At 67.7% G+C, this 1,296-nt stretch carries 1 protein-coding gene and 1 pseudogene; one reads left to right on the forward strand and one right to left on the reverse strand.

Translation table 11 applies throughout. From position 1 onward, the window contains the following. The coding region (locus AC1D00_RS41475) for a Spy/CpxP family protein refolding chaperone (RefSeq protein ID WP_477014688.1) at positions 1–1,086 on the forward strand (1,086 nt) is incomplete at its 5' end. Here AC1D00_RS41475 and AC1D00_RS41480 read toward each other — a convergent pair. After that, positions 1,087–1,296, reverse strand: a pseudogene (locus tag AC1D00_RS41480) (hypothetical protein); the annotation flags it as partial.

The following is a 1,296-nucleotide window of genomic DNA, read 5'->3' on the forward strand; positions in this document are numbered from 1 at the left end:
GGCCGATACCGCTCCGCCGCGTTGCGCTCCCAGGATCCCCGTGGTGCCGAGAGCCGGCAACCGCCCAATCCCGCCATTTTGCGTGCGGCGCTCACGGCGCAAGCGGCACTGTCGGGCTGGCATGGCGGCCGCCGACCGCAGGGCTGGTGGCGCCACCCCGACGGCAGCTATGGCTGGGCCGGTCCGGTGTTCTGGCCGTTCGCACACGACGATCTCGCCAATGCCGTCATCCTGGGACATACGACCAGCATCTCGCTCTATGGCTACGGCGACATCTACGCGGCGATCTTCTCGCCCTATGCGGTCAAGGAGCTTGCCGCCTACACCGCGCCGCAAGGCAGGCTCGCGCGCAGGATTCCGTCGGCGCAGAACATCTGCGATGTCAGCGATCCCGCCGGCTTCCCTGCGGATCGCATCACGGCCGCCGTGCAGCCGAACGAGTTGCAGCGCACCGCGCTCGACGAGCTCGTCACCGCCTGGACCGTGGCCCGCGACAGCATTCGCGCGACCTGCCCGGCACAGCTGCCGGCGAGCGCCTCGGAGCGCCTCGGCCTGATGCGCGAGCGCCTCGAGGCCATGATCAAGGCAACGGACGCGATCGCACCGCCGCTCGCCAAATTTGTCGATCTGCTCGACGCGAACCAGAAGACCCGGCTCGATGCGCTGACCAATGAGGCTCGCGCTGCGCTTGCGTCAAGCCAGCACAAGGATGCGCAGGCAGCAAGCGCCTGTGCGGCGGACAGCGATCCTCGCTATGACACCCAGCTGCAGCGCCAGTACGAGCAGCTCGTGCAGCAGCAATGGCCGGTCGCCGACATCGCGTCCACGCTGCGCCTCGACGACATCGGCCGCGCCAGGCTCGACGTGCTCCAGGACACCACGCTGCGCACCATGGAGACGCTGAGCGCCTGCCCGACCAAGCCCGCCGCGACACCGCAAGGCCGCCTCACGGCCGTGAAGGCGCGACTGGAGACGATGCTGCAAGCGGTGAAGGGCGTTGCCGACGCGCTCGACGATTTCGAGGCGGACTTGAGCGACGAGCAGAAGGCCGGCTTCGAGGCGATCGGGCCGAAGCGCGGGGCGTGATCACCCGCACGCCCAGTCGAACTTCATATCCTTGAAGTCGAGCTGCGCGTTGCCGGTGCCGAAATTGTAGCCGCCGAAATATTCCTCGAACTCGATGTAGAACGGGCTCATCTCCGGCACCGCCTGGCAGGGCCGCATGGTGCCGCCGAGATGGTTGTGAGCGTGGTCCTTGCCCCAATCGTGCAAGCGGTAATTCTCGGTGCTCGGGAC

The sequence above is a fragment of the Bradyrhizobium sp. P2_E8 genome (genome assembly GCF_056403875.1).